The organism is Microbacterium sp. NPDC055357 (assembly GCF_053644835.1).
Genome location: NZ_JBSHLZ010000003.1, coordinates 132,851 through 155,335, shown reverse-complemented (window position 1 = coordinate 155,335; position 22,485 = coordinate 132,851). Strand labels below are relative to the sequence as shown.

The window sequence follows — 22,485 nt, the reverse complement described above, 5'->3', positions numbered from 1 at the left end:
CGTTCTAGTCCGAAGGAGGTGGGTTAGTGACGCACACACACCAGTACGAGCTCATGGTGATCCTGAACCCCGAGATCGACGAGCGCCAGGTCGCTCCGAACCTCGAGAAGTTCCTCAAGGTCATCACGAACGACGGTGGCTCTGTCGACAACGTCGACATCTGGGGTCGCCGCCGTCTCGCCTACGAGATCCAGAAGCACACCGAAGGCGTCTACGCCGTCGTCAACTTCACCGCCACGAGCGAGGCCACGCACGAGCTGGACCGCCAGCTCAAGCTCGACGAGCGCATCATGCGCACGAAGGTCCTCCGCGCTGAAGAGGCCATCGCGATGGTCGCCTCCGAGAAGCAGCGCGCCGACGAGAAGGCCGCCCGCAAGGCTGCTGCTCCCGCCAAGGTCGCTGCTCCCGCGAAGGCTGCTGCTCCCGCGAAGGCTGCCGCTCCCGCCAAGGCTGCGAAGGCGTAACGACATGGCCGGCGAGACGATCATCACCGTCGTGGGCAACCTCACGGCAGACCCCGAACTGCGGTACACGCAGAACGGGCTCCCCGTCGCGAACTTCACGATCGCGTCGACGCCGCGCAACTACGACCGCCAGACCAACGAGTGGAAGGACGGCGAAGCGCTGTTCCTCCGCGCGAGTGTGTGGCGCGAGTTCGCCGAGCACGTGGCCGGTTCGCTGACCAAGGGCATGCGGGTCGTCGCGACCGGCCGCCTGAAGCAGCGCAGCTACCAGGATCGCGAGGGCAACAACCGCACCGCGATCGAGCTCGAGGTCGACGAGATCGGACCGTCGCTGCGTTATGCGACGGCTCAGGTCACGCGCGCCGCGAGCGGCGGTGGCGGCGGAGGCAACTTCGGCGGCGGCGGTGGCGGCGGACAGTCGCGTCCCGCGCAGGTGGCAGAGGAGCCGTGGGCTACCCCCGGTTCCTCCAACGCCGGCGGTGGAGACGCCTGGGCGACGCCCGGTGCGTCCTACGGCGACGACACCCCGTTCTGATGCCGACCTCCGGTCCCTGAGCTCGCTAGAGCGTCGAGACCGGGTCACGGCAACAACTTTTCTCACTCTGTAAAGGAAACACCATGGCTGGAAAGGCAACCGGCGATCGCCGGAAGCCGCGGAAGGGCGCGAAGAACGCGGCCCCCGCGAAGTCGATCCGTGTCGGCGTCATTGACTACAAGGACGTCGCCACTCTTCGCAAGTTCATCTCGGAGCGCGGCAAGATCCGTGCCCGTCGTATCACCGGTGTCTCGGTGCAGGAGCAGCGTCTGATCGCCAAGGCGATCAAGAACGCGCGCGAAATGGCGCTCCTGCCTTACGCCGGCGCTGGCCGCTAAGGGGCATCCGATGGCAAAGCTGATTCTCACGAATGAGGTCGCCGGGCTCGGTAGCGCCGGTGACGTGGTCGAGGTCAAGAACGGGTTCGCCCGCAACTACCTCATCCCCCAGGGCTTCGCTGTGGCGTGGAGCCGCGGTGGCGAGAAGCAGGTCGCGTCGATTCGCGCGGCCCGTGAGTCGCGCGCGATCCACGACCACGAAGAGGCCGTCGCGCTCAAGGACGCCCTTGAGTCCAACACGGTGCGCCTGCCCGTCAAGGCCGGCGCCGAAGGTCGACTGTTCGGCTCGGTCAAGACGGGTGACGTCGCAGACGCCGTCAAGGCCGCCGGTCTCGGTGACCTCGACAAGCGCAAGATCCACATCACCTCGGCGATCAAGTCGGTGGGCCAGCACGAGGCGACGATCCGCCTGCGTGACGACCTCACCGCCGTGATCACCCTCCAGGTGGTCGCAGCCAAGTAGCACTCTCCGCTCCCTGAGCTTGTCTCCGGTCCCTGAGCTTGTCGAAGGGTCGAGAGCTTGTCTCCGGTCCCTGAGCTTGTCGAAGGGTCGAAGCGTAGAACGGATGCCGCGGGCCCATCGGGTCCGCGGCATCCGTCGTTTCCGGACATGACGAGGGGCGGGCGCCGCTTCTCCCCCTGAGAGCGACGCCCGCCCGGTCCGTCGGCCGCGGAGCACGGTCCAGGCACGGTCCCGTACTCCGCGGACGAGGTGTGGAGGGAGGGCCGCTGGGGTCGGCCCGCCCTCACGACTCAGGCGCTGCGACGACGCGCGGCGAGGAGCATGCCTCCCGCGGCGAAGAGCGCGAACGCTGCGCCCGCGAAGGGCAGCAGCGACCCGCCGCCCGTCTCGGCGAGCATGTGGCCGTCGGCCGCAGCCGCCGCGCCTACGACGGGCGTACTGGCCGTGCCAGCGGTGCCAGGTGTTCCCGGGTTACCCGGGGTTCCGGGCGCTCCGGGCGTTCCGGGCGTACCGGGTGTTCCCGGCGTACCGGGGGTGCCGGGGGTTCCGGGCGTTCCGGGTGTGCCGGGGGTGCCAGGCGTTCCCGGGTCGGTCGGCGTCGACGGAGTGTCCGACGTGCTGTCACCGACGACCGAGATCGCGTTGCCGCCGAGCGTGATCGGCAGCGCGATCGGCGCGACGAGCTGTGTCCCGCTGAGCACCGAGTCGAGCCCTGACGTCATCGGCATCGGGGCCGTTCCCGTGGAGGTGCCCACGTCGGAGGCCGCCGAACCGGTCGACCAGCTGTCGCCGAGGACGGAGATGGCGTTGCCGGTGACGTCTATCGGCGCGGTGACCGGTGCGACGATCTGGGTGCCGGAGGCGATGCCGTCGTTTCCGTCGGTGGTCGCGGCGGGTGCGGTGTCGGTCATGCCCGGTGTGGCGGGTGCCGTGGTGGTGTCGGACCAGCTGTCACCGAGGACCGAGATGGCGTTGCCGGTGACGTCGATCGGTGCGGTGACCGGTGCGATGACCTGGGTGCCGGAGGCGATGCCGTCGTTTCCGTCGGTGGTCGCGGCGGGTGCGGTGTCGGTCATGCCCGGTGTGGCGGGTGCCGTGTCGGTCATCGCCGGTGCGGGTGCCGTCGTGGTGTCGGACCAGCTGTCGCCGAGGACGGAGATGGCGTTGCCGGTGACGTCTATCGGCGCGGTGACCGATGCGATGACCTGGGTGCCGGAGGCGATGCCGTCGTTTCCGTCGGTGGTTGCCGCGGGTGTGGTGTCGGTCGTGGCCGGTGCGGCGGGTGCCGTGGTGGTGTCGGACCAGCTGTCACCGAGGACCGAGATGGCGTTGCCGGTGACGTCGATCGGCAGATCGAGCGAGACGATGCCCTGCGTTCCGGACAGTATCCCGTCGTCACCGCTCGTCGTCTCCGATGCAGCGGGTGCTGCCGGAGCGGATTCCGCCACCTCGGGTTCGACTGTGGGCTCTGACCCCGTCGATCCGCTGTCGCCGATCACCGAGATCGCGTTGCCCGAGATCGTCACCGGAACGTCGACGGACACGAGGGCCTGCGTGCCTGATGCCGCGGCATCCGAACCGCTCGTCGAGGCCGCGACGGGCTCGGCAGCGGCCGGAGCGGGGGCCGTCGCACCCGAACTCGTCGCGTCGCCGAGAAGCGAGAGCGACGTGCCGTCGATCGTGATGGGGAGCGAGATGTCGACGAGGGCTTGCGTGCCCGAGAGCAGTCCGTCCTCTCCCGTCGTCTCGGCCGCGTGGGCGGCCGTTGCGCCGAGCAGCGTGATGCCGCCGGCGAGGAGCGTGCCCCACAGGGCGCGCTTGATGAGGGTGTTCATGATGTCTTCTTTCGATTGAGTCGAATGGTGCACGCAAGATGCGCGCGAGGATGCTCGCCGCCGAGGGCGGCAGAGCTCGACTCAATCGGGGGAAGCGTCGGTGGGGTCTGCGGGCGCCGGCGGCGCGTCGTCGTCCCCCGGCCCGGCTCGGCGCACCCAGGCACGGTGTGCGGCGAGAGGCAGGAGGGCGGCAAGCGCCCAGGCGCCGGAACCCGCACCGGCGGGTCCCGAAGTAGTGGCGAGAGAAGGGCAGGGGTCACCCGCGAACACGGGCACGGCGAGGCCGCCGTCCGTCACCGACGACACGGCCGACGAGGTCGACGGTGGTGGCGAGAAGGGCTGCGCGGATGCCGCGTGCCGAACGAGCGCGTCGACCGTGCCGGCTGCGGGCACGATCGAGGTGAGGTGGTGGGCCGGAGCGGTCAGTGCGCCGGAAGCGTTCACGGCATCCGAGACGGATGCGGCGGGCTCGACCTCGTCGAGCGAGAGCGACGTCGGGGCGGGCACGAGAATCGCGCCGACGTCCGAGACGGCATCGACCGTGTTTGCGAGGGTGTCGTCGATGCCGGCGCCGATGCTCGTGACGACGTCGTCGACGCCGAGGCCCGACACGACGGCGCCGACGACGGGAACTTCGGTCAGCACCTCGACGACCGGCGCGGTCACGGCGCTCACCACGCCGCCGGAGACGACCTGCTGCACGGGCGTCGTGACCGTGCTGACCGCCGAATCGATCACCTCGCCCACCGTCTGAAGAGGTTTCTGCACGGGCTCGGGTGCAACGTCCACGATCGCCTCGACGGCGTTGGATGCCGTCGAGGTCACGCTCGATACAGTCGCTCCGAGCAGATCGGTCGTGCCGCCGATGAGTCCGGTCACGGCACCCGTCAGACCGCGTTCGTCATCGGTGGCCGCGTGCGCATCGGATGCGCCGAGCCCGAGGATCACAGAGACCACGGTGCCCGCGAACGCCACGCTGATGCCCATCAGCGCTGCGCGAGCGAGCCTTCGCGGCTCACTCCAGGTAACGGTCTCCACGTTCATCTCCCGAGATAAGAACGTTGCGCGTCCGGTTGAACGCGTCTGAGGGTGCCTGGATGTCCGACGGTACTCCAGAGTGCGGCAGCTGTCCATGGCGTGCACGATTCGTGCGCGTGGTGTCTGCGAGTGGCGCGTGCTGTGCGCGCCGAAAAATCCCGTCTGACCCGGCGCGTCTTCGAGTTGCGATCCGGGGTGATCTGTGTACAACCTCGCAACCTTCAACGCCTACTTAAACCACATCCTTATCCACAGGGTGTGGATTTGGTAAGCCCAGGTCAATGGGCATTTATTGGACGACCATGCGAGAGGGTGGTGATCTTATCCACAGGACTTGTGCACAGGTGCGTCGGCGTTTCACGCTGACTCTCCACACAGTTATCCACAGGCTGGTTTGCGAGTGTCGGAGGCCCTCCCTAGCGTGGTGAGCGGCCATCTGGGGACGACGCGCGATCTTGCGCAGAAGGGGGAGCGCATGTCGATCGCGGACATCTCCGAGGAACGTCTCGGGGGCCCCCGTGAGCATGAGCGCACCCCGCCGCACGACCTGCTCGCAGAACAGAGCGCGCTGGGCGGCATGCTGCTGTCGAAGGATGCCGTCGCCGATGTCATCGAGACGTTGCGCGGCGCCGACTTCTACATCCCCAAGCATGAGCTGATCTTCGAAGCGATTCTCACGCTCTACTCGCACGGCGAGCCGACCGACGTCGTCGCCGTGACCGACGAGTTGATCAAGACCGGTGAGCTCCAGCGCGCCGGCGGCGCCGACTACCTGCACACCCTCACGTCGATCGTGCCGACGGCCGCGAACGCCGGGTACTACGCCTCGATCGTGTCCGAGCGAGCGCTCCTGCGCCGCCTCGTGCAGGCCGGCACCCGCATCGTGCAGATGGGCTACTCGGGTCAGGGCGAAGCCGTCGACGTCGTCAACAGCGCGCAGGCCGAGATCTATTCGGTGACCGGCGCCGAGGTGGCCGAAGACTACGTCCCGCTCACGATCGCCGTCGATGCGGCTGTCGATGAGATCGAGGCCGCCCGCGGGCGCGACGGTCAGATGACCGGCATCCCGACGGGGTTCGCAGGTCTCGACCAGTTGACGAACGGGCTGCACCCCGGACAGATGATCATCATCGCGGCGCGCCCTGCTATGGGAAAATCGACGCTCGCTCTGGATTTTGCGCGTTCTGCGGCGATCAAGCACGACATGCCGACCATCCTGTTCTCGCTCGAGATGGGTCGCAGCGAAATCGCCATGCGTCTCATGAGCGCCGAGGGCGCGATCCCGTTGCAGGCGATGCGCAAGGGCACGCTCGATTCGCGCGACTGGACGACGATCGCCGCGACACGGGGTCGCATCAACGATGCGCCGCTCTACATCGATGACTCCCCGAATATGACTCTCGTCGAGATTCGCGCGAAGTGCCGCCGTCTCAAGCAGCGCGTCGGGCTCAAGATGGTCGTCATCGACTACCTGCAGCTAATGACGTCGGGCAAGCGCGTCGAGTCGCGCCAGCAAGAGGTCTCGGAGTTCTCACGCGCGCTCAAGCTCCTCGCGAAAGAGCTCGGTGTGCCGGTCGTGGCCCTCTCGCAGCTGAACCGTGGTGCCGAGCAGCGCTCCGATAAGAAGCCCGCCTTGTCCGACCTGCGTGAGTCAGGCTCGATCGAGCAGGACGCCGATATGGTCGTCCTCCTGCACCGCGAGGCCGCCTACGAGAAGGACAGCCCACGTGCCGGCGAGGCCGACCTCATCGTCGCCAAGCACCGTAACGGCCCCACCGACACGATCACGGTCGCCTTCCAAGGCCACTTCTCGCGCTTTGCCGACATGGCACCGGGCGACTTCGGGTAGCAGCAGCGAGCAGCTGATTTAGGCATCGGTTGAAGATGTCCAATCGCGGATGCGCTTCGCTGTTGCATTTGACGGGCCTTCACCGGGCATCTTTGCGGGCGGGTCCAACGAGAACCGCCTTCGCACGGCACCGGTAGCTACGGCCGGATCAGCCTCGGAATCGACAAGCGTCGCGGTGGTCAGACCGGCCTGTGGGCGGCTGACCACCGAGAGGCGCGTGGAGTGTCCCGGCGCGCTGTTGTTCACGCTCGCGTCATACAGCACAACCTGTCGCCTGACCTCACATTCGAACCTCGGGGCGACGCTCTGGGGCCGTACTACCTCGCTGAGACAACGCGTGGGGGTCGCGGGCGGCGGTCATCCCGGGGAAGGATCCCCGGCGCTCGCCTGTTGTGCCTGGTATCGGCCGGTTCCGCTCTCCGAGATCCGGTCTGCGACGTTGCCGGCCTCTTGGAGGACCCGCAAGCGACCTGTCCTCATTGCGCGGCTCGCTAGTGTCAAGGTGTGGCGGGCAGACGTAGTCGAGCGGTGCTCCTCTGGGGAGGTGCGGCGCTGATCGCGCTCGTAGGCGCAACCATGATCGTGATCGGAATGTTCACACCAACGGGGGTCGCCTCATTCGGTTGGTTCGCCTACCAGCCTTTGACCGACGCGACCTTCTCCCCGGGCGGATCAGCAGTGATCCTCTCGCGCATCGCTGTCGCAGGATGGGTCATCTTCGCTCTGGCGCTGGTTGCGCTCGCCTTCCTCGCAGGTCGGGTGGTCGGCCGGAGACCTCGCGAGTAGCTCAGGGACGACCTCGATCCAGACGAGCGCTGGTTGGCGTCCGCTGAGGGACCGGCGTACGGTCGGTGCGAGGCAGCGCCGTCGAGCGGGCCGGAGCGACGCGGCAGTCGCGCGCTCGGCAGAGCTATGCAGTAACGATGCGAACCCGTGCTTGTTGATTCCGCCTCGACGCGCGGTCACTGATCTCGCGCGGAAGCCATGTCGCGTTCAACCTGCGAACTACTGACCGCCGAGCACGCGCAGATGCCTGGACACCCGTGTCGCAAAAGTGGGGCAGCCAGCATCCCTCAGTGCGTCCGCCAGGGGCTTCGTTGAACGCCCCCTTTCTCGTTGCCTCTTCCAGTAATTGACCTGCTCCATCGTCACGCGGCGGACGCACGCGTCGGCGCCGTCGTCCACCAGGCAGAAGAACTGATCCGGCCTATAGATCTCGTATTGAAGGAGATCGGGATCGCCAAAGTCTCGTCCATTCATGGTCAGCAGCTTGTGGGCGCCGCTGGCGACCGCCGCCGCGTTGACGTGAATGTCGCCTGGGTCCTCACCGTCGAAGTCAATGTCGGCGTCGAAATCGTCGACGACTTCATCAAGGTTCGCGAGTAGGTGGTCAAACCGTCGCTTCGATGATGCCCCGCGCGCGGTCGGATTTCGTCTGCGCCACACCCGAACCGCTTCCACCAAGACGTCGAACGACGAATGCAGCTGAAACATACTGTCGGTCTCGTTACGCAACATGAAGAGCCAGTCATACTGCGTGCGGGACGCGAGCACGTTGGAGTCGACGAACACGCGTTGGAGCACGCATTCAGACTACTGAGGAGCGACCTTAGTCCTCGCCAAACTCGTCGTCCAACGCGCGGAGTGCTGCAAAAGCGGCTCGACGCGAACGCGCGCGTGTCTTGCGGAACGCCAAGACATCAGTCGTGCTGAGCCGCGTGTGGCTGCCAACCTTCTTGGCCGTCAACTCTCCGTCGCGAACCAGCTTCATTAGCGTCGGGCGCGAGACTCCGATAAGTTCCGCCGCAACAGTCGTCGTCAACTCATCGGGAAGAGTGGTCACAGACACCGGGCCGCGGGCAAGGCCCTCAAGCACGTGCCCAACAAAGGCTCCGAGGTCTTCGGACAGCTCAACCTCCGAGCCATCGTCGGTCACCAGCTTGACGCCTCTAAAGCTTCGGTCGTGCGCCTGCCGCACAAGCTCGGATGCTTGCGCGCGCAGCGTCTCGTCGACGAGGACTGTTCCATTCGTCAAGAGCACGGTCATGATGGACTCCCATGCGTACGACGCCTAGTGGTGGGATACGTCGTTGGATCCACCATAGAAGTTTGCACTTGCAAATGCAATTTCTACAGCTATATCTAGAACCCAACCTGCACGGGACTAGGCTTCCGGCTGGAGGCGCTACGCGTGACGAAGTCACCGGAAGCCTAGTCCCGTGCAGGCCGCGTAACCCCGCGCCTCGCCGCACGTGGTGCGCACTCACGGCCGTGCCCTGCCAGTGCGCCCTTGTTAGCCGTGCACTGGCGGACCGGCGCGCGTGCAGTGGTAGACCCGATTCGTAATTTCGTATTACGATTCCGCTATGGGTGGCGAAGAGATGATCAACGGGGCTCCAGTGACGGAGGAGCAGATCGCGGCGTGGGCGGCCGAGGCTGAGGCCGGCTACGACGTCGAGGTTCTCAAACGGCGAGGACGCGGACGACCCGGCCGAGGAGCGGCGCCCGCCCAGGTCGTCGCGCTCCGACTCACCGCCGACGAGCTCGCCGCTCTTGATGCCCGCGCTGAACGCGAGCACAAGTCCCGCTCGGAGCTCATCCGCGAAGCAATCGCCGCGTACGCCGCGTGAAGGTCCACGACTCCGCTCTCAAGCACGGCATCGCAACGGAGGACATCATCCAGGCGGCGTCGTGGCCGCTGTGGATCGACGATCTCGACGAAGGCTCACCTGTCCGTCAACTACGGCTCGGCTTCGACGCGCAAGGACGGTTTCTTGAGCTCGTCGTGCTCGTCTTCGACAGCGGCAACGAACTCGTGATTCACGCGATGAAGGCCCGGCCCCAGATGCTGGATCTGCTCCCGTAGAGACGATCGGCATTCCCACGGATTCGCGTGCGGTGGAGGACCGCATCCGAACTCATCTCGACATCGGTGCCGCGGTCAGATGCAACATTTAGGTCAACTGGCCGTCGCTGCGGATCGAAGTCATCATCGAAACACTTGCTGTCTGATCAGGGCCAAGCCGCCGTGACGCGCGACGCCGACCTGTTGCAGATTCCCGGCCCGCCCTGAATTCACCACGCACACAACGGGCATACTGGTCGCCGTGCCTCGCCTCCTCATCGTGCATCACTCGCCGACCGCGCGGGTGCGGGCGATCGCCGATGCCGTGCTCGCGGGAGCTCAGCACGAGGACCTCATGAGTGTGGCGGTGGTCGAGCGTCCTGCACTCGAGGCGACGGTCGACGACGTGCTGGCCGCCGACGGCTACGTGTTCGGCACGACCGCGAACTTCGGCTACCTGTCGGGTGCGCTGAAGCACTTCTTCGACACGACGTACTACGAGACGCGCGAGGTGATCGCGAGCCGACCCTTCGGCTACTGGATCCACGGCGGCCACGATACGACCGGCGCCGAGCAAGCGATGCGCACGATCACGACGGGTTACGGTCTGCGGCTCGCCGCCGCCCCACTCGTGTTCACGGGGGACGCAGACACCTCGTATCTCGAGGCCGCCGCCGACCTTGGCGCCACCCTCGCCGCCGGGCTCCTGGAGGCCTGACGAGGCATCGGTGCGCACCGGCTTCGGTCTTCACCGGTCCCGAGCCGATTCTCGGCTCTACGTCGCACGCTTGGCGACCCGCTCGCGAGCTCGGGCTCCTGAGCGACGAAGCTCTCCTTGAAGCAAGACACGATCCGGTTGCCGCGCCGTGATGACTCGCCCCCGCGAGCAACGTCGATCAAGATGGCCCGCGTTTGTGGGACTGTGGGCTAGCCCCGGCGCTTCTTCTGATCCCTGCTCCGTCCCGCTGAACTCTTGTTACGACGCTCGCGCCGCCCGTTGATAAAGAGGATCGCCATGGCAACAGCTGTGCCCAGACATCCCACGAATCCCCACCAGCCAGCTGCTCCGCCGCTCACGATGGCGTAGAGCCAGACGCCCGCGCCAACGATCGAGATGCCACCCAAGATTACGAAGATGACTTCTCCGGCGGAGAGACCTTGGCGCGAACTCATAGATCGATGTTGACACAACGCCCATGTTGGCGCCCCGGAACGACAAGTGAATTGCGCTCGGCAGACGACCGGGCGGCGGGCAGTCGGGAGTCAGTCGCGTAGCGGCGAGCCAACCACTTCGAAGTGGAATCCCCCGAAGACCCCGGACAGGAGTGGGCGTGCTTCCGCAATGGCTTCTGCGACCTCGGGAAGTGCAAGGGACGCCTGATGGGCAGCGGCATCCTTCCAGAGCTCAACGACAAACACCGTGTCGGGCTCGGCATCGTTGGTACCCACCTCGTACGCGATACAGCCGACTTCCGAAAGGACGCTGCTCCTCCGTATCAAGTGAGCGACGAGTTCGTCGCGCTTGCCAGGGGCCGCGTCGAGTGTTCCGACGTTCGCAAAGACCATGCGACGAACCTACAGTCGGCGCCCGACAAACCACCTGAATGCGTGCACCGCTGGAGTTGATCACAGCGGACGGCGTGGTGATCGGGGAGCTACGCCTATCGCGCATTTCGGCCGCGCTAAAGGCCGGTACGCCGCGCGGGCCGGCACGCGGAGCGCATCGATGACCTTGCCGCCGCGCTCAGACTGCGGCGGCGAGGAAGGTCGTCAGCAGCCGCTTTGCTGCGTCGAGGTCGAAGGCGGGATCTTGCAGCCAGGCCGCGACCGCCGCATCGATCATGCCGCCGAGCGCGGTCGCGACGACGCGGGGGCCCTCCTGTGGCGCGGGGGAGGTGTCGGCGGCGCGCGCCGCCTCGATCAGGGCGATTACGGGAAGCGCGCGGTCTGGCGAGGTGGGGCGGTCGTCAAGCTCGTTCGGATGCGCGTCGTCGAGGGCCTCCGCGATGACCCGAGCGTGGTCGCGGTGGTCGCGCATGTAGTCGAGGTGCGCGTGGGCGAACCGCACGAGCGCGTCGCTTGGATCGGTCGCCGCTTCCACCCGCGCCTGCACAGCCTCGGTGAAGGCGGTGATCACGAACGAGTACGCCTGCTCGACGAGCCCGGCCTTGGTGCCCACGTGGTAGATGACCGCGGCCTTGGTCACGCCGATCTCGTCGGCGACGCTCTGCAGCGTGCAGGCGGCCCAGCCGCCGCGTGCGATCACGGCGATCGTGGCGTCGAGGATTTCGCGGCGGCGCGCCAGCTCGGCCGCGGTGGGCGGCCGGCCGGCGGCTTCGCGCACGCTGCGGGATCGTGTGGGCATTCCTCAATCCTGGTCCAGGAACGCCTCCACGTCGCGCGCGATGCGGTCGGGCTCTTCGCCCGTGATCGCGTGCGACGCCCCGTCGTAGGTGAGGACGGTGCCGTCGGCGAGCACGCGCTCGGCCGTCTCGCCCGCCGCGGCGGCGTCGTGCATCCGCGACTCCCCGGCCATGATCACGAGCACGCGCGCGTCCACGGCGGCGAGCTGCTTGTCGGAGAAACGGGCCGGAGCCGGCGCACCGAGTGCGTAGTGCTGCATCCCCGCTTCGATCATGTCGGCGACCGGCTCGTCCTCGACGGGGGCGTCGTTCGCGGTCCAGCTCGCGAAGTCGTCGCGCCAGCTGCGAGGCGTCCAGGGCACGGATGCCGGAAGCGATCGCACGACGGCGGCAAGCGAGAGGTCGCCGAACGTCTGCACGGGGTCGATCACGATGACGCGGTCGGCGGCGTCGGGCTCGTGGACGGCGAGGTTCATGGCGATCCACCCGCCGAGCGAGTGACCCATGACGACAGGCTCCCCGGGGAGCGAATCGACGACCTCGGCCAGCCAGCGCGCGTCGTCTTCGTGCGTCTCGATCGGGCGTGAGGGGATGCTGCGTCCCGGCTGGCCGAGCAGGTCGATCACGTAGACGGGGCGCTCGGCGCTCAGCGCCGGAACGTTGTCGACCCACATGGGCGCCCCGGACTGAGTACCGGGGAGGAGAAGGAGCGGATCGGCGTCCTGCGCGGACGGGTCGGTCGCGTCGTAGCGCAACACGTGCACGTCGCCGGCGGAAGTGGGAACCGAGACCGCCTCCGACACGGCGGGGCCCTCGGCCAGGGCGGCGTCGTAGGCCGCGAGGTAGGCGTCGTGTCCGTCGGCGCTGCGGAAGTGGCCGACCGGTGCGCCACCGTCGAACAGGACGCCGCCCATGATCATCCCCGCGACGACGAGAGCGAGAGCGAGCAGCACGCGGGGCCACCGCCGGCGGCGTGGGCGGGCCGGGCGCGACAGGTGGTCGGGCGTGGTGTCGGGCGCGCCCGTGATGACTTGGTCGCCGGTCGCCGGTCGGGGTTCGGTAGTGACGCTTGCTGACCTCATGGTTAGTAGCCTAACCCTGTGGTTAGTCATGTCAACTGGTCATGCATCTCGAACGCGCGAGCGGAAGACTTGCTGTCGCTTGTCCTACCCGGCATCAATGTGATTGGCCTCGAAGGACTCGCGCGCGGCCTACGACGACATCATCTCGAGGGAGGCACTTCTCGGCGCGCTGGGGGACCCTGCCTGGGCGGTTCAGCAGGGTGGGCCGTGGCAGACAGTCCAATAGGCTTCGAGCATGAACCTCCGCCTTGCCTCAGCAGGGGCCGCACTGGCCGCGCTTCTGCTCCTCGCCGGATGCTCCTCAAGCGCCGGCACCACGACCTCGACCGAGCGGGAAGCGCCGCAGTCGGCCGTCGAAGAGCCCGCGCAGCCGTTGGATCTCACCGGCGAATGGACGCAGACGAACTCAAGCTCGGAGGACTCGTACCAGGAAGCCACCATCTCTGGCGACGAGATCGTCATCAATTGGGTCAACGAAGCCGAGTCGACCACCGCCCTGTACTGGGCGGGAACGTACAACGCGCCGATGGAGGCCACCGACATGTACACGTGGGACTCGGTGAACGACACCAGCCAGACCGACACGGCAATTCTCGCCTCCGGTGACTCGACGAAGACGTTCACGTACGAGGGTGGGAAGCTCAAGTACGAACTAGCCGCGATGGGTGTGACGATGACTGTGGAGATGGAACAGCAGTAGTTGTCCGTTGTGAGGGCGCCGCGCCGCGTCCAGCGTCGTCTGAGCGGTGCGCTCTCGCGTTCGTGCGGGGACCGGCGCGCGTGCAGCGGTGGACGCGATCGTAATTTCGTAATACGATTCCGCTATGGGTGGCGAAGAGACGATCAACGGGGCTCCAGTGACGGAGGAGCAGATCGCGGCGTGGGCGGCCGAGGCTGAGGCCGGCTACGACGTCGAGGTTCTCAAACGGCGAGGACGCGGACGACCCGGCCGAGGAGCGGCGCCCGCCCAGGTCGTCGCGCTCCGACTCACCGCCGACGAGCTCGCCGCTCTTGATGCCCGCGCTGAACGCGAGCACAAGTCCCGCTCGGAGCTCATCCGCGAAGCAATCGCCGCGTACGCCGCGTGAAGGTCCACGACTCCGCTCTCAAGCACGGCATCGCAACGGAGGACATCATCCAGGCGGCGTCGTGGCCGCTGTGGATCGACGATCTCGACGAAGGCTCACCTGTCCGTCAACTACGGCTCGGCTTCGACGCGCAAGGACGGTTTCTTGAGCTCGTCGTGCTCGTCTTCGACAGCGGCAACGAACTCGTGATCCACGCGATGAAGGCCCGACCCCAGATGCTGGATCTGCTCCCGTAGAGACGATCGTCATTAGCCCGGTCCGTGTGCGGTGAGGGACCGTTCTCCGGGCGCCGGCAGACCGACTTGCGCCCGGATCTAGCGAACGTAGTTGACGTAGAACGAGCCGGGTGCGCACGAGTATGTGGCGCTACCGATCATGTGAATTCCGTCGCCGAGACGGGCGCATGATAAGTCCCCCAAGTAGTAGTCCCACGGCGAATCGCCGATCTAGACGATTGTGCCGCACACCTCCGACATCTGAGATGCGGCAGGTCGCGGGAGCTTCACTCCCGCGTACGTCGCGTTATGTTGAGCAGCATCGGGTCTGTTCTGGGGAGGAACTGGATGTCCAACGACGCTCCGGCGGCAACGCCAGGCTGGTACTCCGTGGCCAGCGGCGGGAAACGTTACTGGAACGGATACGAGTGGACGACCGATGTCATCGGCGCCCCGACCCCGGAGGCGGAGTGGGCGGCTCTGTCTCCCACGCTTCCTGCACCTACAGTCGTGATCCCTCCACAACAACTGCCTCCCGCCTATGTACAACCGCAGGCCGGTTCGTTTGCTCAGCCCGCAGGCTGGTATCCGGGTCCGACAGGTCTCCTCCAATGGTGGGACGGCAGGTCGTGGGGTCCCTTTGCGCCGCAAACAGCCCAGCCGCAGAAGGAAGTGGGTATCGCGTACCTCTTCTTCTTTCTGCTCGGTGGATTCGCCGCGCATCGGTTCTACCTCGGTCGAATCGGTTCCGCGATCGCGCTGCTATGCATCTGGTGGGCAGGATGGTTCCTGGTCGGCGTCGCTGTCGGTGTCCCGCTTCTCATCGCAGGCGGAATCTGGCTACTCGTCGATCTCTTTGTGCTGCCATCCATGGTGCGCGATGAGAACGCACGACGCCTCGAGCCGCGCTAGCCCTCCAGCTGCATCCGGCATCCGGCATTCGCGCGATATCAGCTATCTGAATCAAGTGAATCGGCGGCGCCCTCTGCGTGCACCGTCCGTACGGGGATCGCGAGCGGCACGCTCGTTGACCCAACTGGATACGGTGGTCTTGTGGCGCTTGACATCTCGTTCCTCACCGTTCCTTTGGGGGTAACGACGCCGCCAGCCCGACCTGTGAATGTCTACGACATCCTTCGGGAGGGCTGGCGAGAGACGCGGGTAGACATGACCCTGCTCTTCTTCCTTGACCCGAACGAGCGGCACGGCCTCGGGTCGCTGGTCATCGACGCGCTGCTTGCTCTTTTGGATGGTGCCGATCTCGTCGGCGCCCGCGGCAGAACCGGAGTCCCATTCGACGCCGGAAGCCACCTTGGATCCGACGAGTGGGAGCTGGGCAGCCAGGTCGACTACATCGACGTCCTCGCCGTAAACCGGACGAGCGGCTTGGCAGTCGTTGTCGAGAACAAGATCGGTCACAAACTCAATAATCCCCTCGATGCCTACGCCCGGCGCGCCCTCTCCGAGGAGGGCGTCGACGCAGCGCTGGTGGCGACGCTCGCGCCTGAACACCGCGTTGCTCCGGAGTCGCAAGCTTCCTGGCACTCTCGCTCAATCACCTACGCGGAACTACGCGCCCAGATCCGCTCCTCAACGGACCTCGTCGATCACCTGCTCAGCCCTGTCGACACCGATCAACGGCGGAGCCTCGATCTGTTGCAGCAATTCATGGAAGCTCGAACTGAAGGGTGGAGCATGACGGACAACACAGTCGAGGCAGCACGCATCGATGAATGGCGAGCGCTGCTTGAGGAACACGGGGAGGCTGTCAGTCAGTTCCTGACGGCACGGAGCAACGTCGAGCGAACGCTTCGCGCTCGCATCAGAAGGCTAGAGCCGCTGATCGATACACAACTCAAGAACGCTGGGCTCGTCGTCGGTTGGGAGTCGCACAGCGGATCAAAGGGCGTCGCCTGGAACGCCTACCACCTCCCAGACGTCGACTGGAGCTATGAGCTCAAGTTGTCCGTGAAACCCGAGTACCCGAGCATCTTCATCTATGAGTACCGCGGGCGAACCTATCAAGACGAGACCGTCCACCCGTTTTCCCTGGGATGGTCGGCCAGCGACGCCGAGATCGCCGCAGAGTTCGTGACGCAGGTCACTCACCTGGTCTCCGAACGTCGAGCGGCCACGGCCTCTGAGTATTAGCGCGACGATCGGCTCGGTGCACGCAAACGCCCCTCAGTGGGCACTGCCCGTATATGGATCCAACCCGGGTGCGCCTCTGCCGTGACGGTGGCACCGTCGGCGGCATGAACCGAATACAGATTGGCTATGCCAGGGTCTCCACCGATCAGGACTCACCTCGCAGCGCGACGCGCTGCTACGGCTGGGAGTCCCCGATTCGAACATCTACCCGATCACGGACTGACAGGCACCAACCGGCCAGGCCCGGACTGCGCGAAGCGCCCGCCGCCGTCCGGACAGGTGACACGCTCGTCGTCACCAAGCTCGACCGGCTCGCCCGTTCTGTGAAGGACGCACGCGACATCGCCGACGAGTTGACGACGAAAGGCGTCGCGCTCAACCTCGGCGGCAGCAGGTACGACCCCACAGACCCAGTGGGTCGGCTGCTGTTCAACGTACTCGCCATGGTCGCCGAGTTCGAACGCGACCTGATCAGCATGCGCACCAAGGAAGGAATGGCAGTCGCCCGAGCGAAAGGTCACCTCAAAGGCCGCTACTCGCGGCCTCGACCAGACGCGACCCCGCATCACGCGTTGTCGGCTCAGGGATGGACGCGGGCGGCGCCTGAACGTACAAGACCGTCATCGGCATGGGCGGTGATCGAGTGCCCGGAATTGCATGCGAAGGAATACAAATCGATTCGCTGTGTTGAAGTAAGAGGCGGGCAGCCACTTCTGCTGGCCCTGCACTGTACGACGCGCCAGGCCCGCGAACATCCAATCTGCTGGGCGTCCGTTCGCATCTGAAAAGGAGTACGAGAATGGCTATTCAGGACAAGGTTGCACTGGTCACCGGAGCCGGACAGGGGATCGGGCGCGGCATCGCGCTTCGTCTCGCCGCCGACGGCTTCGACATCGCCGTCGCCGACATCGAGCCGCAGCGCGAGAAGGGTGATTCGGTCGTCGCCGAAATCGAGCAGCTGGGCCGAAAGGCGATCTTCGTCGCTGCAGACGTGTCGAAGCGCGACCAGGTCTTTGCCGCTGTCGACGCCGCCGCCGACCAGCTCGGCGGGTTCGATGTGATCGTCAACAACGCCGGCATCGCTCAGATCAAGCCCCTCCTCGAGATCACCGCCGAAGAGCTCGATCAGATCTTCCGGATCAACGTCGACAGTGTGGTCTGGGGCATCCAGGCAGCCGCAGCGAAGTTCGAACAGCTCGGTCACGGTGGAAAGATCATCTCCGCGGCATCCATCGCGGCGATCCAGGGGTTCCCCATTCTCAGCGCGTACTCGGCCTCGAAGTTCGCCGTTCGCGGGTTCACCCAGGCGGCCGCGCAGGAGCTCGCTCCGAAGGGCATCACGGTGAACGCCTACGCGCCCGGCATCGTCGGCACCGGCATGTGGGAGCTCATCGACGCCGAGCTCAGCAAGATCAACGGCAAGCCGCTCGGCCAGAACCTCAAGGAGAACGTGGAGGGCATCGCGCTCGGCCGCATCGAGACCCCCGAGGACGTCGCGAAGGTCGTGTCGTTCTTCGCCGGCCCCGACTCGGACTACGTCACCGGTCAGGTGCTTCTCGTCGACGGCGGAATGCTCTACAACTGAGCGGCTCGCGGTCCTAGCCGAGGTCGAGGCTGCGCGCGGTTCGCGAGCAGGCCAGTTGGGCGACGGGGCAGCACGATGATCGCCGACGCTTCGGCGTCATCGTGCTGTCGCCGACCCTGGGTCACGGGGCGCAGCGGCGGACGCTTCGCGAGGATGCCGGACACGCCGCTCGCCTGCCGCGGCGCGGGTAGGGGTGGCTGCGGCGCTATCGTGCGGAGCACCCCCGAGCTCGAGAGGACGAGTGCCATGAGACGTCGCTCCACCCGCCGGCGCGCCGATCGTACCCGCGTGATTCCGCGGCGATGAGCAGTTCCTCCCCGCGCGCCGGTGCCATCCTCGTCGTCAACAAAGACGACGAGACCCTGGGGTTCGTCGACCTGTCCTCGGAGCGGATGGTCGCCGCTGTTCCACTCAGCGGGACGACGGGGCACGAAGTCGCCGTCGCTCCCGACGGCCGCCGGGCGGTGGTCCCGATCTACGGCAACGCGGGTGTCGGCGTAGCGGGCACCGATGGTCGAACCGTCGACGTCATCGACCTCGCCGCGCGCACGCGCGTGGCCGCGGTCGACCTCGGTGCGCCCGTGCGCCCGCACTGTCCGCAGTTCGCCGGCTCGACACTGTACGTCACGGCCGAGACCGGCAACGAGGTGCTCGCCCTCGACGCAGACACCCTCGCGGTCAGGGACCGCATCCCGACGGGCGCACCGCAAGCTCACATGCTCGCGCTCTCGGCCGATTCCACGATCGGGTGCACGGCCAACGTCGAACCCGGAAGCATCAGCATCCTCGATCTCGAGAATCGCAGGCTGCGCGCCGTCGTTCCGGTCGCCGAACGCATCAACCGCATCGTGCTCTCGCCCGACGGGTGCACCGCATACAGTGCCGACCAGCACCGTCCGCGTCTCGCGGTCGTCGACACCGCGTCGGCCGAAGTGCGCGACTGGATCGACCTGCCGGGAATCGGGTTCGGCGCCGCGATGACGAAGAGCGGAGCGATCGTCATCGCGCTGCGGCGGGACAACGCGATCGCGGTGCTCGACCCCGTCTCCGGCCAGATCGAGCGCGTTGTCGCCGTGCCGCGAGGTCCCCAGATGGTCGTGCTCGACCCGCACACTCGCCGTGCCTACTCGGCCTGTCAGCACGACGACGTCGTCGTCGAAGTCGACCTGGACCGGGGTGAGGTGACGCGCGAGATCGCCGTCGGTCGCAACCCTGACGGAATCTGCTGGATAGAGGAGCTGCCATGAGCACAACGACCCCACCATCTCCCCTGCGCATCGGCATTGCGGGGGTCGGATTCATGGGCCGCCAGCACATCGACTTCGTGCGCCGCTCGCAGCGGGCAGAGCTCGTCGCGGTCGCCGATCCGGTCGCCGACCTCGATGACGTCGGATGCGCGGCCTACCGCGATCTCGAGGGACTGCTCGGCAACGCCGATGTCGAGGCCGTCATCCTCGTCACTCCGAACCGGTTCCACGTCGACTCCGCCATCGCGTGCATCGAGCGGGGAGCGGCCGTTCTGCTCGAGAAGCCTGTCGCGACGAGCTATGTCGAGTCGCTCCGCCTGATCGAGGCGGTCGAACGTACCCAGGCACGGCTCCTCGTCGGCCACCACCGTCGGCATCATCCGGCCATCACCCGTGCCCGCGATGCTCTGAGGGGCGGGGCCGTCGGCGACCTCGTCGGGGTGAGCGGGATGTGGGCGGCCCGGAAGGAAGACGAGTACTTCACCGACATCGAATGGCACCGCCGCCCCGGCGCGGGCGTCACGTTCATCAACCTCGTGCATGATCTCGACCTGCTGCGTCACGTGTGCGGCGAGATCGTCGAGGTGCACGCGATGCTGAGCTCGGCGACACGCGGACTCGACGTGGAGGACTCCGCCTCGGTGACCGTGCGATTCGAGAACGGCGCGCTCGGCAGTTTCCTCGCGACGGATGCCGGCGTCTCTCCGTGGGGTTGGGATCAGTCCACCGAGGAGTCGAAGCAGTTCCCCTTCCTGCCCGGCGGTGTGGCATATCGCGTCACAGGAACGACCGGAGCCTTGTCGGTGCCCGATCTCGCGCAGTACTCGTACGGAGCGGACGTCTCACCGAACTGGCACTCTCCGCTGTCGCGCACGTTCCTCCCCGTCGAGCCGAAGAACACCTTCGACGCGCAGCTCGACCACTTCATCGACGTCGCGCACGGAGTCGCGGAGCCCCTCGTCTCGGCCAAGGATGCCGCGCGCACCCTCGCGCTGATCGAAGCCGTGCACCATTCGGCCACGACGCGCCAAGTCGTCGATCTCGAGCGATTCCGTGCGGATCGCCGGCGGGCACACGCGGGAGCCTGAACGCCGGGGACGACGCATCCCGTCGGCTTACTGGGTGGAACGACCTTTGCCAGCCTCGCGCGGCGCGTCATACTCTCGCGTCGAGCCTGGGCCCAGCGCAGGACGCGCCCGAGGCGTCAGCCCGATCGATCAAAGGAGATCACATGAAATCCCTCAAACTCTCGGGGGTCGCGCTTCTCGCTGCGGCGACCCTCGGGGCCGGTCTATTGACCGGCGGAGCGGCGGCGGCGAGCAGTCCCTCGTCTGAGCCTGCCGTCGACCCCTATTACGGGGTGTGTCGTGGCATCGATCCCGAGTGCTTCAACACCGACGGCGGCAATGGGTGGGTCGAGGGTGAGCAGAAGCGGGTCCTGATCTGGAGCCGCACTGCCGGTCCCCGTCACGCACACCTGGGTACGGCGCTGCCCCCGGGGCTGAACCCGCCGCTGGGCGCGAACAACGTCGCGCAGGCTGCCCTGAAGTCATGGGTCGAGGAGCGTGGGATCGCGGTGGACTACACCGAGGATCTGGCGGAGTTCAAGGACCTCGAGCGGTACCACACGGTCATCAACCTCAGCGGCAACCGCGACACGTTCAACCCCGCCGCTCAGGACGAACTGACCGCGTACCTCAACGGGGGCGGCGGCTTCGTCGGCATCCACAACGCCTTCGGCGCGGAGTACGACTGGCCCTACTACGAGGGACTCCTCGGCAACGCGAACTTCTCCAACCACGGTCCGAACCGCAACGGCACGGTCGAGGTCGTCAACGACAAGGACGTGTCGACCTCGTTCATGCCGGAGACCTGGGAGTTCAAAGACGAGTGGTATAACCTCACTCCGTTCCCGACGAACGTGAACTTCCTGCTCAAGGTCGACAAGGCCACGAGCCAGGTGCGCGACGCCGGTCACAGTGACTTCCACCCCGTCAGCTGGTGCCAGTACTACGACGGGTCGAAGTCGTGGCTCACGACGCTGGGTCACGATGTCGCCGCCTGGACGGATGCGGAACTCGTCGGTGACGAGTTCTTCAAGCAGCACGTCGTCGCGGGCATCGAGAGCACGATGGGCGTGTCGGACTTCTGCGCCCCGGCCTCGGACGAGCCCGAAGTGACGACGACCGAACGCGTGCTCGGCAAGAACGTGTACGTGTCGGCGTCGGTTCGCAACCCCTCCGACGTTCCCGTGACGATCAACCTCTCCGCCGCGAACTCCACCAACACCTCGACGAACGAGTTCGGCAAGAAGACGTTCACGAACGTCAAGCCCGGCCAGACGGTGTCGGTGTCGTTCAACTCGCGGTCGCTGCCGCTGCTCGCGGGCACGGTGACGGCCACCTCGACGGGGGAGCGCGACGGTGAAGCGTTCACCGCGACGACGACGACGCCCTACGAGGGTTACTACGGCGTGTGCCGCGGCACCGATGTCGAGTGCTTCAACAGTGAGGGCGGAAATGGCTGGACCGAGGGCGAGCAGAAGCGCGTCCTGATCTGGAGCCGCACCGCCGGTCCCCGTCACGCGCACCTCGGCACGGCACTGCCGGCAGGCCTGAACCCGCCGCTGGCTGCCAACAACGTGGCGCAGGCCGCGTTGAAGTCGTGGGTCGAAGAGCGGGGGATCGCGGTGGACTACACCGAGGATCTGGCGGAGTTCAAGGACCTCGAGCGGTATCACACGGTGATCAACCTCAGCGGAAACCGCGACACGTTCAACGACGCCGCTCAGGCCCAGCTCACGGCCTACCTCAACGGCGGCGGCGGCTTCGTCGGCATCCACAACGCCTTCGGTGCGGAGTACGACTGGCCCTACTATGAGGGACTCCTCGGCAACGCGAACTTCCGCAACCACGGGCCGAACCGTGACGGAACGGTCGAGGTGCTCAACAACCGCGACGTGTCGACGTCGTTCATGCCGGCCACCTGGGCGTTCAAGGACGAGTGGTACAACCTCGACCCGTTCCCGACGAACGTGAACTTCCTCCTGAAGGTCGACCGGGACACCAGTGAGGTGCGGGGCAACGGTCACGGCGACTTCCACCCCGTCAGCTGGTGCCAGTACTACGACGGTGCGAAGTCGTGGCTGACGACGCTGGGACACGATGTCGCCGCGTGGACGGATGCGGAACTGGCCGGTGACGAGTTCTTCAAGCAGCACGTCGTCGCGGGCATCGAAAGCACGATGGGCGTCAAGCCCTTCTGCACCGCGTGACGGTGATGCGGCTCGTCCGCTGACGCACACGGAGGTCCGGGCAGGTCTGGTGACTGCCCGGACCTTCGTGCGTCCCACTCAGCGGGAACATTCCGATGCTCGAGCGGACGCGC

The 22,485-nt window shown here is 66.5% G+C and carries 26 protein-coding genes; 19 read left to right on the top strand and 7 right to left on the bottom strand.

Annotated elements, in window-relative coordinates:
- The first annotated feature begins 53 nt into the window (after positions 1 to 53).
- From rpsF to rplI, 4 genes are all read left to right on the top strand, one after another.
- Complete coding sequence (rpsF, locus tag ACWICD_RS06045) at positions 54 to 464, top strand: 30S ribosomal protein S6 (RefSeq protein WP_376130208.1); 411 nt, start codon at positions 54 to 56, stop codon at positions 462 to 464.
- Between the two features lie 4 nt (positions 465 to 468).
- The gene (locus tag ACWICD_RS06040) at positions 469 to 999 is read left to right on the top strand and encodes a single-stranded DNA-binding protein (RefSeq protein ID WP_454139628.1); all 531 of its coding nucleotides are present in this window, start codon (positions 469 to 471) and stop codon (positions 997 to 999) included.
- Positions 1,000 to 1,082: 83 nt separating this feature from the next.
- Positions 1,083 to 1,337, top strand: coding sequence for a 30S ribosomal protein S18 (gene rpsR, locus ACWICD_RS06035; protein WP_045276591.1), 255 nt, complete (start codon positions 1,083 to 1,085; stop codon positions 1,335 to 1,337).
- A gap of 10 nt (positions 1,338 to 1,347) precedes the next feature.
- Positions 1,348 to 1,800 (top strand): 50S ribosomal protein L9, encoded by a 453-nt coding sequence (gene rplI / locus ACWICD_RS06030; protein WP_376130124.1) that lies wholly within the window; start codon positions 1,348 to 1,350, stop codon positions 1,798 to 1,800.
- Positions 1,801 to 2,090: 290 nt separating this feature from the next.
- Here the strand turns inward: rplI and ACWICD_RS06025 are convergent, their stop codons facing one another.
- Complete coding sequence (locus ACWICD_RS06025) at positions 2,091 to 3,635, bottom strand: chaplin family protein (RefSeq protein WP_454139627.1); 1,545 nt, start codon at positions 3,633 to 3,635, stop codon at positions 2,091 to 2,093.
- A gap of 81 nt (positions 3,636 to 3,716) precedes the next feature.
- Complete coding sequence (locus tag ACWICD_RS06020) at positions 3,717 to 4,622, bottom strand: hypothetical protein (RefSeq protein WP_454139625.1); 906 nt, start codon at positions 4,620 to 4,622, stop codon at positions 3,717 to 3,719.
- 526 nt (positions 4,623 to 5,148) lie between these two features.
- On the opposite strand from ACWICD_RS06020, the gene dnaB reads away from it, so the two are divergent.
- Together dnaB and ACWICD_RS06010 are read left to right on the top strand one after the other, a co-directional pair.
- Positions 5,149 to 6,522 carry a replicative DNA helicase gene (dnaB, locus tag ACWICD_RS06015; RefSeq protein ID WP_376129058.1) on the top strand — a complete coding sequence of 458 codons (1,374 nt, stop codon included), beginning with the start codon at positions 5,149 to 5,151 and terminating at the stop codon, positions 6,520 to 6,522.
- A gap of 576 nt (positions 6,523 to 7,098) precedes the next feature.
- On the top strand, positions 7,099 to 7,308 hold the full coding sequence (locus ACWICD_RS06010; RefSeq protein ID WP_376129056.1) for a hypothetical protein: 210 nt from the start codon (positions 7,099 to 7,101) through the stop codon (positions 7,306 to 7,308).
- 219 nt (positions 7,309 to 7,527) lie between these two features.
- Here ACWICD_RS06010 and ACWICD_RS06005 read toward each other — a convergent pair whose 3' ends face one another.
- Together ACWICD_RS06005 and ACWICD_RS06000 are read right to left on the bottom strand one after the other, a co-directional pair.
- The gene (locus tag ACWICD_RS06005; protein WP_376129055.1) at positions 7,528 to 8,106 is read right to left on the bottom strand and encodes a PIN domain-containing protein; all 579 of its coding nucleotides are present in this window, start codon (positions 8,104 to 8,106) and stop codon (positions 7,528 to 7,530) included.
- Positions 8,107 to 8,131: 25 nt separating this feature from the next.
- Positions 8,132 to 8,569 (bottom strand): helix-turn-helix domain-containing protein, encoded by a 438-nt coding sequence (locus ACWICD_RS06000; RefSeq protein WP_376129053.1) that lies wholly within the window; start codon positions 8,567 to 8,569, stop codon positions 8,132 to 8,134.
- Between the two features lie 319 nt (positions 8,570 to 8,888).
- On the opposite strand from ACWICD_RS06000, the gene ACWICD_RS05995 reads away from it, so the two are divergent.
- The 3 genes from ACWICD_RS05995 to ACWICD_RS05985 all read left to right on the top strand — a co-directional run bounded on the left by ACWICD_RS05995 (position 8,889) and on the right by ACWICD_RS05985 (position 10,085).
- Positions 8,889 to 9,152: a ribbon-helix-helix domain-containing protein gene (locus tag ACWICD_RS05995; protein WP_376129051.1), complete on the top strand. Its 264-nt coding sequence runs from the start codon at positions 8,889 to 8,891 to the stop codon at positions 9,150 to 9,152.
- Positions 9,149 to 9,388 carry a toxin gene (locus ACWICD_RS05990; RefSeq protein ID WP_376129039.1) on the top strand — a complete coding sequence of 80 codons (240 nt, stop codon included), beginning with the start codon at positions 9,149 to 9,151 and terminating at the stop codon, positions 9,386 to 9,388. Before ACWICD_RS05995 ends, ACWICD_RS05990 begins: the two co-directional genes overlap by 4 nt.
- Before the next feature lie 241 nt (positions 9,389 to 9,629).
- On the top strand, positions 9,630 to 10,085 hold the full coding sequence (locus tag ACWICD_RS05985) for a flavodoxin family protein (RefSeq protein ID WP_376129050.1): 456 nt from the start codon (positions 9,630 to 9,632) through the stop codon (positions 10,083 to 10,085).
- Positions 10,086 to 10,630: 545 nt separating this feature from the next.
- On the opposite strand, the gene ACWICD_RS05980 is transcribed toward ACWICD_RS05985, so the two are convergent.
- From ACWICD_RS05980 to ACWICD_RS05970, 3 genes are all read right to left on the bottom strand, one after another.
- Positions 10,631 to 10,933, bottom strand: coding sequence for a putative quinol monooxygenase (locus tag ACWICD_RS05980; RefSeq protein WP_376129048.1), 303 nt, complete (start codon positions 10,931 to 10,933; stop codon positions 10,631 to 10,633).
- Between the two features lie 178 nt (positions 10,934 to 11,111).
- Positions 11,112 to 11,711 (bottom strand): TetR/AcrR family transcriptional regulator, encoded by a 600-nt coding sequence (locus ACWICD_RS05975; protein ID WP_376129046.1) that lies wholly within the window; start codon positions 11,709 to 11,711, stop codon positions 11,112 to 11,114.
- Between the two features lie 24 nt (positions 11,712 to 11,735).
- Entirely contained in the window at positions 11,736 to 12,812 is a 1,077-nt protein-coding gene (locus tag ACWICD_RS05970) for an alpha/beta fold hydrolase (RefSeq protein WP_376129044.1), read from the bottom strand.
- Positions 12,813 to 13,047: 235 nt separating this feature from the next.
- Between ACWICD_RS05970 and ACWICD_RS05965 the strand changes: the two genes are divergently transcribed.
- From ACWICD_RS05965 to ACWICD_RS05920, 10 genes are all read left to right on the top strand, one after another.
- Entirely contained in the window at positions 13,048 to 13,512 is a 465-nt protein-coding gene (locus ACWICD_RS05965; protein WP_376129042.1) for a hypothetical protein, read from the top strand.
- A gap of 124 nt (positions 13,513 to 13,636) precedes the next feature.
- Positions 13,637 to 13,900: a ribbon-helix-helix domain-containing protein gene (locus tag ACWICD_RS05960; RefSeq protein WP_376129041.1), complete on the top strand. Its 264-nt coding sequence runs from the start codon at positions 13,637 to 13,639 to the stop codon at positions 13,898 to 13,900.
- Complete coding sequence (locus ACWICD_RS05955; RefSeq protein ID WP_376129039.1) at positions 13,897 to 14,136, top strand: toxin; 240 nt, start codon at positions 13,897 to 13,899, stop codon at positions 14,134 to 14,136. The genes ACWICD_RS05960 and ACWICD_RS05955 overlap by 4 nt, the downstream gene beginning before the upstream one ends.
- A 327-nt stretch (positions 14,137 to 14,463) precedes the next feature.
- On the top strand, positions 14,464 to 15,027 hold the full coding sequence (locus ACWICD_RS05950; protein WP_376129038.1) for a TM2 domain-containing protein: 564 nt from the start codon (positions 14,464 to 14,466) through the stop codon (positions 15,025 to 15,027).
- A gap of 141 nt (positions 15,028 to 15,168) precedes the next feature.
- Positions 15,169 to 16,266: a PD-(D/E)XK nuclease family protein gene (locus ACWICD_RS05945; RefSeq protein ID WP_376129036.1), complete on the top strand. Its 1,098-nt coding sequence runs from the start codon at positions 15,169 to 15,171 to the stop codon at positions 16,264 to 16,266.
- A 104-nt stretch (positions 16,267 to 16,370) separates the two neighbouring features.
- The gene (locus ACWICD_RS05940) at positions 16,371 to 17,051 is read left to right on the top strand and encodes a recombinase family protein (protein WP_376129035.1); all 681 of its coding nucleotides are present in this window, start codon (positions 16,371 to 16,373) and stop codon (positions 17,049 to 17,051) included.
- Positions 17,052 to 17,065: 14 nt separating this feature from the next.
- Positions 17,066 to 17,851, top strand: coding sequence for an acetoin reductase (locus ACWICD_RS05935; RefSeq protein ID WP_376129034.1), 786 nt, complete (start codon positions 17,066 to 17,068; stop codon positions 17,849 to 17,851).
- 302 nt (positions 17,852 to 18,153) lie between these two features.
- Positions 18,154 to 19,098 carry a YncE family protein gene (locus ACWICD_RS05930; protein WP_376129032.1) on the top strand — a complete coding sequence of 315 codons (945 nt, stop codon included), beginning with the start codon at positions 18,154 to 18,156 and terminating at the stop codon, positions 19,096 to 19,098.
- Complete coding sequence (locus tag ACWICD_RS05925) at positions 19,095 to 20,186, top strand: Gfo/Idh/MocA family protein (protein WP_376129031.1); 1,092 nt, start codon at positions 19,095 to 19,097, stop codon at positions 20,184 to 20,186. The genes ACWICD_RS05930 and ACWICD_RS05925 overlap by 4 nt, the downstream gene beginning before the upstream one ends.
- 143 nt (positions 20,187 to 20,329) lie before the next feature.
- Complete coding sequence (locus tag ACWICD_RS05920; protein ID WP_454139624.1) at positions 20,330 to 22,372, top strand: ThuA domain-containing protein; 2,043 nt, start codon at positions 20,330 to 20,332, stop codon at positions 22,370 to 22,372.
- The last annotated feature ends 113 nt before the right edge of the window (positions 22,373 to 22,485 follow it).